Genomic DNA, 8,020 nt, shown 5'->3' with positions numbered 1-8,020 from the left:
ATTTCTGATAATCATGAAGTAATTTAAGCTTTTCAATAGTTGAATAACTTACAATGCAAAACACCCCCTAGGATTCACACTTTTATTATTTAAAGTGTCAACCCTAAGGGGTATTGTACGGTTCACTAACTGCCACTTTATTATTTTCTGAATTAACATTCGCTTTAATTTGAGCAATTTCTCGGTCCAGCGGTTTTAGGGAAGCAATGTATTTCTGAGTATTTTGCTGATAATAATCACGGTGCGCTGGATCAATCCTACTGTATTGATTAGCCAATCGCTGAGCCAACTTTTTCATTGTTACTGCTTCATACCATAAATGCTCGTTATCACCCGAACGCTTCCCCATTAGTTGCCCCACATTAATTACTTTTGGGGAATAACGTTGACTATTAGACTTAACCACCTTATTCAGCCATTCATCATAACCCAAGCCATTTTCAATAACCACATTGGCATTCCCTACTTGATTTGCCTGAGCAGTTCCTGGCTGGTAGTCATGAGGATCAACAGACGCATTATCAATAATTGAAGTTACTTTACCGTACTTTCCCGCAACCTCTTTTGCTGTTTCACCGTAAAAATTAAGACTGGTAACTACCCGGATTGGCTTTTGGGCAGAATTATTCGTTTTAAACGGAATAAAAGATAAGGCAAGAGTAATAACTAGCAAGCCACCTAGACATCCTATGCTAATAAAACACTTTTTTATTTTTTCTCCTTTAATCGTAACGATTACTATTAATAGTAATTTATACTTTAACGAACTATCCGCTTGAATGTAAGTCTAAACTGAATAATTACTAAAGAAGCGAGCCGTTATGAAGCCTTTATGGAATGATTACAGCAACGAGCAAGCCGTTGCCAAACATAAATAAGGCTTCAGAGTTCGAATTTACCGAATACTGAAATCTGCTTATATAGTATTTCTAGTTTTAATCAACCACAAATCACCACATCCTCTACAATAATTAAAACATGATAATCAATGACGATGATGAAATCATACTCACTGTTATGAAGTGACCATTGTCGAGTAGAAATTTCGATCTGGCCATTTTGCCATAGAAAAGCCTTAGAAAATGATCCGTCGACAGTTAACCATTCTGTTATTCGTGGATTGATTACCACCGTCGTAAAGCTCATATAATCTTCCAACGTAGATCATGAATAGTTAGAGCTATGGTCAATAATTCCCAATTATGCCAGAAAGCGAGACAGCGTAGGTAGTAGACCGTAAAGCTTTCTGGGGTTCTTCTATAGGTACAGTCAAGTATCTAAAATACTCTAAAGTATAATCAATTAATTACGCAATCTTGCCATTCTCCATACCCCAAATAAAGCAAGCTAGTTTCTTGAGCAATCGCCATAATAGACACATTTCTAGGTTTCCCCGCTTGAAGCATTCGTTCATAACGTTTATGAAGTCGATTAACGGCTCGATCTTCATATTTAATTGCTCTTTCTTATTGACTATTCTACCGTGTTTTTAATTTTTTAGCCTTTTTACTTACTAATCCTTGCGCTGATTCAATTAAGGTCGTAATGATTGTCGAATTACTTTGCTTAGTAATCCGGCCTAAGTTTATATTCTTCACTCTAGAGTGCTAACTAGGGGTTAAACCTAGGTAAGCGGTATAAGCTCTAGTGTTTAGAAATATTGAAAAATCCGAAGTTTCCACATGAATGGTCATTGTGGCTACAGTATCGATTCCCTTGAAACACCGGAGTCTAGAAATGGGTTCCTAGTAGCGTTCCCGATGTTAAAGATCCTCCAGCTGTTTACTTAGGCGCTTAATCTTACCCGTCAATTCAAGATAAGAAACCAAATATTCATCCATTACTACTTTCTTTATTTGCGACAACTGCAGTTTAGACAGACATTATAAATACACTTTTGTCCATGGAATTCGCTCAAAACAAAAAACGTTGCTTAATTTGTTTAAGCTTTTTTATGGCTTTAATCAAGCAAATAAATTCTTTGGTCGCATCGTCTTCCAGCCAGGCAATAAACTAGCTTATAGGTTCTAGAGGTACTCTAAGCCACAAAATTTATCATAGATTTTCACTTTTGATAATGCCTTGTCATCGCCTTACTATCGCAACTTAGTAGGCACCGAATAACCAGCAGCCGTGATTTAGGATCTGTAGAGTGACCAACACCTCATACTCGATTCTTACCGAGAGAAAAGTATCGGCTCTAGAGTGCTAGAGTGATAAATCTCTTAACGTAAGTTAGATTCGTCCGTACATTGATTGACGAACTTCACTCCGTGTTTGTACGAGTCGAGGTCATTATGCTTTTTCGGCATCAAACCCTGACATCCGGTAAACACCTGATTTCCGGCCAGCCCTTATCTATCCCATTATGAAGGTTTTGGAACGGTATCTGGAAAATATGAACACAATTCTATATACTCTGTTTGAGGGTATTCATGACCTCGGTGCACCAACTTCTCGATGAATTTTTTTCTAGGCTTGTTTGACGTTGCAATGCAACTTAGTGCAACGCTTTAACTCATAGTTAATAATCAAACTGATATACCTATTTATTTGGTAATTTTCTTTTAAGAATGATTATCATTAAGCTGGCTTTAATGATAGTTATATCCGATAATGTTAAATGTGCATCATAGGTAATGGAGTCCTATTACTTATAGCTCATCACTTTAAATACTATTAGGCTCATGGCCATTTTTCTATCCAATTTTTCGTCCGGATAGGTTAGCGTAAGATTTTCATAGGTTAGATGAATAATTCATCTGGTCGTGAAGATCTTTTTTTGTAGACCCATTTTACATATTTACAAAAAAAGAAAAGGCCTGTAGCCTTTAGTGTCGAATACTAAGCAAAGACAGGTCTTCCTTCATGGATATTTTAACAGAAATTGAGCAGAATTTGGTGAAGTCAAGCAGTTTATTTAAAGCTGAATAGATTATTTTAGGAGTGCTGGAGTTAGGGCAAGCAATCATATAAAACTTTTTAGAGAGTTTAGATCGAATCTTAAAGTTCCAAACATCAGCATGCTATCAAGTCATCAATAAGCAACCACGGACGCTTAACTTTATCTTTATCCCGGTAACTTTTCAACGGCGGTATTATCAGGATGAACTAAAGAAACGTGAATCTTATCTTAGACCAACAATTAAGAATCAAACTACGTCGCCGTTTATCGACATACTACTTAATGATGATGGCTCAGACAACCACAATGCGCAATACTGCCTATATTTCGAACCTTGTTTGGACAGCAGGATTGGCAGTGACCTGCTTACCACAAATGTGCGAATTTAAGGATATTAATTTAATCTGCTCAGTATAAAGTTCTCACCAGGTCTTTACTTACCGGATGGAAAAACAGGGTAAGTCATGGACTAGGCAGGGAGGCTAAAGCCCTGATCGGTTTAATTGAAGTCAGAATGAACGGCAACTACAAAGCTAGTTTAAATACAATCTTATAACAATTAACTATTCTTTCTAGAGTAACTCAAACAAGCCTATTAAATGAAATTCATATCTAAACTGGAGAGTTTCTAAGAAAAGCACCAACAAATCCATCAGTCAGATCAGTGCAAGGAATAATTCCGATTAACACTGCGATAAATAAATCAATGGAATAACTTTTTAAGACGCTAAACCACTAAAACTACCTATTTAAAAGCTACCTATGAAAACACAACAGATGCTTTGGATAGAGTTCTATTTTATTTTATAATCTGCCTATGTTATAATTAGATAGAAGTTTAGGAAGTAGTGAAGAAGAGTCAAGGAGGAATTTTATTATGTCAAATAATGGAACAGTAGATAAAATTAAAGGAACAGTAAAAGAGGGAGCAGGTAACGTTACTGATAACAAGAAAATGAAAGCCGAAGGAATCCTGGAGAAAACAGTCGGCAAGGTAAAAGAAGCTGCAGAAAGTGTCGCCGAAGATGTTAAGGGTAAATTTAATAAGTAAATTGAGGGGGGCTCTATGCCTCGTATAAGGTAACATTTTAGAAATCTAAAATGTTTGAGCTATGCATTCTCGCCGTTGTAGTAATCTACAGCGGCGAGAATGTTTCTTTTACTTGATAACATTGATTTATTCATGTCACTAATTAGCAACTAATCAAAAAATATGACTCTGAAATATCTAGGGTTAGATCATGTGAGTCGTGAACAAATGCTTGATGAAGTTAAGTGTGATGAAACGTATATTACAGAACCCACCACAATTAAAGAAAGGAAATCGATATGACCCTAACTAATGATTCTATTCGTTCTTTACTAGAAATTAAAGACCCAAATATTAAAATTGATGATGTTTTTATACTTTTCTCCAAAATCTTAAGGCCCGCATTGTTAAAGCACCGTTACTTATTCATCAAAAGCGCTGCCACCTTTGTGGCTTTGAAGCTTTAGTACATAATGGCAATTATATCTCCACAATTACTTATACCAGTGACAATGCTAGTCACCCGGTTTTGATCAAAATTGTGGTCATACGATCACGGCTAAAATTCCGCTAGTGGATAAATACTGTAACATTTCTAACCGAACCAAGGCTAAAGTGATCATGAACTTACAAGATGATCGCACTCAAAAATGTATCGCCACGGATAACAATGTTTCTCCATCGACCGTTGGTCGATTAATCGATGATAATCCCGTATTTCCGACCACGCTACCGAAACATCTGGCATTTGACGAGTTTCGCAGGGTTCATCATCAATTACACTTTATTTGTATCGATGGCAGTAATAACCATCGCATTATTAAAATCCTTTCTAATCGCTTCAAGTCTTCCAATATCAAATACTTTGAATGCGTGGATCTTGCCGCTCGTCAAAGGGGTCGAAACCATTACGATTGATCTTAATAGTTATTATCAAGACATTGTTTATCAACTCTTTTCCAATGCCAAAATCATCATTGATCGCTTTCATATTATCGCCATGATTACCAGAGCATTTAATCAGTATCGTAGTCAGTGGATGAAACGTTATAAATATCAATCGCTTGAATATAAACTTCTCAAATTTTTCTGGCGTTTATACCTCAAAAACGACCATGCTCTCACCGATAACAACGAATACTATGATCGTCATATTCATCAAAAAGTAAAGATTAATGAACGGATTAGCCTAGGACTCGAGTTAGATGCCAAGCTAAATAACGACTACGTCGTTATGCATGATGTTATGAATGATCTAGCTACACGTAACAAAGATACTTTGGCAGAGACACTCTATAACTATCATTACGATCAGCTTAGCAAGCCAATAGCGACTGTTATTAAAACATTACGCCGAAATTTAGAAATAGTGCTTAATGCGGCGGGAAGCGATGAATCTAATGGTCCATTGGAAGGCACTAACCGCATGATTAAACAAATCCAGCGCACGGCCTTCAGCCTGCAAAACTTCAATCACTTAATAGCAAGAATTAATTTGCGAATGATGAGAACAAAAAAGCAGTACCAAGTTTAATAGTGGATACCACTTTTATTGCTCGCATCAACAGTATTGGACACAGAGCCTTTTATAGTCTTTATATAGATTAACTGCATTTTTTGCAGTTCCGCTTGTAGCAAGGGTTTCAGGCTTTTTTGCCAATATTCGCCCCTTAAATAAACATCAGTAGCTTTTACATCGAGCTTAGAAAGGTATAGATGATTCGGTTCATTCTTTTTAGTCTTTGGGTTGAATCCCATTTGTTTTTGTAAGAGTAGGCTGGCTGATTTAAGTTCAACTTTTATTTTAATAACTTTATGTTCCGAACAGTTAAACAGATTAATTAATTCTTGATTGGTAAAAATAAAGTAGACGTGGTCTTTTTCATCAACCCAATGATTGCGCAAAGAGTACTCTAGCCGATCTTTCAGTACTATATAGGCTAATTTAGCGTCACTGCTTAAATGCTTGTATTGCTCGCCATACATTAATACCTTAGGAAACTGGAAAAATAAGGCTCCATATACGTTATCGGCTTCATAATAATTGAAATTTTTGGCTCTTCGTCAAGAAGTACTGATAAGAAAATCAAATAAGTTTTGTTAAGCAGCTCGTGCCTGGACTTTGGCACGGGCTGTTTGCTTGTTCTTCCAGTTAATGGCGATATAAGTGTTAGGAAGCGCAAGCAATATCCGGATTCTGAAATTGGCAAAGTTTCGGAATCCATAGGCAACCTGTTTGATGACCTTAATCTTATTATTAGTGCCCTCAACGGGGCCATTAGTATAAGCCTCATACTTAAAGCTGTACAGAATTTCTTTTTTGTGTTGGCGTAATGTCCGCTGTACCTTTTGCAGGGGCTGCGGAAGCACCGTTAGCTTGGTAGTCAGCAGTTGGTTCAGTCGACTATGACTTCGCTGACTGACGGCGAAGATTAAGTCTTGGTAGTAGCGGTAAGCCTGTGCAAGATCTTCATCAAAATTGAGCAAGCGATGAATAACTTCGACATCGGTCAATTTGGCATAGCCGAAGTTAGCTCGACACCAGTAGTTGTTGTGTCTCAGCTTACTGGCTGGGGTTAGGATGGGTTTCCAGAAGTGTTTCAGCGCCCGCCATTAGTGAGTTCCCTTTTCCAGCATTATTCATTGCTTGAATCCGAATTTGGTTAAGAGCACGGTAGGCCTGGGCAACGACATGAAAGTGATCCGCAAGAATGATAGCATTCGGGAATAGTTCTTGGATTAGGCGCCGATAAGGAGTGTATAAATCGACCGTAACGGTCTGGACAGCTAAGCGGGCTGAACGGTCGTAACGAAGAAAGTAGCTCCGTAAGTAACGATTACGGCGGGAAAGAATAATGTCCAAAGTTCGGTGACGTTTAATATCCATCAAAATCATACTCATTCCACTGGGTGCCATCTTTCCAGATTTAAAGTCGTCAAAAGCCAGGTGCCGGGGAAGCCAACGGTAGTTGGGCTTGAAGGAGCTATCAAGGCTGGTGATAACCCGGCGGACCGTCCAATCAGAAACCCCGAGGCTCTTGGCCAAGTCTTTCTGCGATTGATTAGTCGTGAGAAGCATCATTGCCCGTTGCTTAATGGCCCAGGCAATGTGGTTGCAGTAATCAATATCTTTGACTGTGGCAATTTTAGTAACCATGGTCGGACAGTCAGCGGAAGGTTTACAGAGGTATTTTTGTTTCCGAATGGACCAAATTGTCGGTTTATAGTGAAGCGATGGTCCAAGAGCGTTGACCGTCTTAAAACCATTTTTAAGCATGGGCTGGCCACAGCGTGGGCAGCGTAATGGATAAGATTGAATGAAGTGAATAACGATTCGATCGCCCTGATCTTCAATAGTCTCCGCAAAGTGTTTTTCATCTAATTCCAAGTGTTAGTGTAAGATTTTCATAGGTTGGATGAATAAATCATCTGGTCGTGAAAATCCTTTTTTCTATACCAATTTGCTTATTTACAAAAAAAAAGAAAAGACCGGTAGCCTTTAGTGTGCTGAATACTAAACAAAGGTAGGTCTTCCCTCATGACTATTTTAACAGAAATCGATCGTAATTTGGCAAAAGCTGATAGTTTATTTGAAACTGAACAGGTGATTTTAAACGGCGTCCTCCGCTTAGGCCAAGTAATGATGCAAAACTTTGATGCAAAACTTTATGGAGGAATTGGATCAAAGCTTGAAGTCCTAGACACCGGCTAATTACCAAGTAATTAATAAGCAAGCACGGACCCTTAACTGCATTTTCGGCCCTGTCACCTTTCGGCGACGTTATTATCAAACGGGTTTGGGTAGGCATGAATTTTATCTTGATCGGAAGCTCCAGCTGAAGCCACGGCGACGTTTATCACCGCATTACTTAATGATGATGGCGAAAATCGCTCAGACCACAACGATGCGTAATACGGCAAATATTTTGAATCTGGTCTTTGATAGTGGAATTACGGCAGATTCGGTGATGCATGCCGTGCATGAGTTAGGTAGCCAGGTAGCTAAAGAAAGTCAGCGCAATGAACAAAAGACCGTTCATCGCCAAATTCCCAAGCACCTAACTATTGAGGGCGATGCATTTATG

The 8,020-nt window shown here is 38.3% G+C and carries 6 protein-coding genes and 4 pseudogenes; 5 read left to right on the top strand and 5 right to left on the bottom strand.

The features are described from left to right. Window positions 1-103 precede the first annotated feature (103 nt). The 3 genes from HUK49_RS10035 to HUK49_RS11385 all read right to left on the bottom strand — a co-directional run bounded on the left by HUK49_RS10035 (window position 104) and on the right by HUK49_RS11385 (window position 1,694). A complete protein-coding gene (locus HUK49_RS10035) occupies window positions 104-673 on the bottom strand; it encodes a metal ABC transporter solute-binding protein, Zn/Mn family (protein WP_235981129.1) in 570 nt (189 codons plus the stop codon). A 266-nt stretch (window positions 674-939) separates the two neighbouring features. Beyond that, on the bottom strand, window positions 940-1,146 hold the full coding sequence (locus tag HUK49_RS10030; protein WP_191913618.1) for a hypothetical protein: 207 nt from the start codon (window positions 1,144-1,146) through the stop codon (window positions 940-942). Between the two features lie 461 nt (window positions 1,147-1,607). Further along, a complete protein-coding gene (locus tag HUK49_RS11385) occupies window positions 1,608-1,694 on the bottom strand; it encodes a hypothetical protein (RefSeq protein ID WP_225435680.1) in 87 nt (28 codons plus the stop codon). A gap of 1,174 nt (window positions 1,695-2,868) precedes the next feature. Between HUK49_RS11385 and HUK49_RS10020 the strand changes: the two are divergent. The 4 genes and pseudogenes from HUK49_RS10020 (at window position 2,869) to HUK49_RS11375 (ending at window position 5,469) form a co-directional block, all read left to right on the top strand. Next, window positions 2,869-3,620, top strand: a pseudogene (locus HUK49_RS10020) (UPF0236 family transposase-like protein). A gap of 162 nt (window positions 3,621-3,782) precedes the next feature. Then, window positions 3,783-3,956 (top strand): CsbD family protein, encoded by a 174-nt coding sequence (locus HUK49_RS10015; RefSeq protein WP_191912024.1) that lies wholly within the window; start codon window positions 3,783-3,785, stop codon window positions 3,954-3,956. A 600-nt stretch (window positions 3,957-4,556) separates the two neighbouring features. Further along, the gene (locus tag HUK49_RS11380; protein ID WP_235981127.1) at window positions 4,557-4,853 is read left to right on the top strand and encodes a hypothetical protein; all 297 of its coding nucleotides are present in this window, start codon (window positions 4,557-4,559) and stop codon (window positions 4,851-4,853) included. Further along, a complete protein-coding gene (locus HUK49_RS11375; RefSeq protein ID WP_006917131.1) occupies window positions 4,816-5,469 on the top strand; it encodes an ISL3 family transposase in 654 nt (217 codons plus the stop codon). The genes HUK49_RS11380 and HUK49_RS11375 overlap by 38 nt, the downstream gene beginning before the upstream one ends. A gap of 81 nt (window positions 5,470-5,550) precedes the next feature. On the opposite strand, the pseudogene HUK49_RS10005 reads toward HUK49_RS11375, so the two are convergent. Beyond that, a pseudogene (locus tag HUK49_RS10005) lies at window positions 5,551-5,996 on the bottom strand (replication initiator protein A); the annotation flags it as partial. Window positions 5,997-6,035: 39 nt separating this feature from the next. Further along, window positions 6,036-7,323 (bottom strand): annotated as a pseudogene (locus HUK49_RS11580) (ISL3 family transposase). A 150-nt stretch (window positions 7,324-7,473) separates the two neighbouring features. Here HUK49_RS11580 and HUK49_RS09995 point away from each other — a divergent pair. Then, a pseudogene (locus HUK49_RS09995) lies at window positions 7,474-8,020 on the top strand (UPF0236 family transposase-like protein); the annotation flags it as partial.

Source organism: Limosilactobacillus portuensis, from assembly GCF_014838735.1.
GTDB lineage: Bacteria > Bacillota > Bacilli > Lactobacillales > Lactobacillaceae > Limosilactobacillus > Limosilactobacillus portuensis.
Note: the sequence above shows the minus strand (reverse complement) of the source record. Positions and strands in the feature narration are given on the sequence as shown.

What these genes read in the sequence shown, in the direction of transcription:
- HUK49_RS11385 (WP_225435680.1), bottom strand. Translation starts at nt 1,694, where the DNA reads ATGACCATTCATGTGGAAACTTCGGATTTTTCAATATTTCTAAACACT.
- HUK49_RS10030 (WP_191913618.1), bottom strand. Translation starts at nt 1,146, where the DNA reads ATGAGCTTTACGACGGTGGTAATCAATCCACGAATAACAGAATGGTTA.
- HUK49_RS11380 (WP_235981127.1), top strand. Translation starts at nt 4,557, where the DNA reads ATGAACTTACAAGATGATCGCACTCAAAAATGTATCGCCACGGATAAC.
- HUK49_RS10015 (WP_191912024.1), top strand. Translation starts at nt 3,783, where the DNA reads ATGTCAAATAATGGAACAGTAGATAAAATTAAAGGAACAGTAAAAGAG.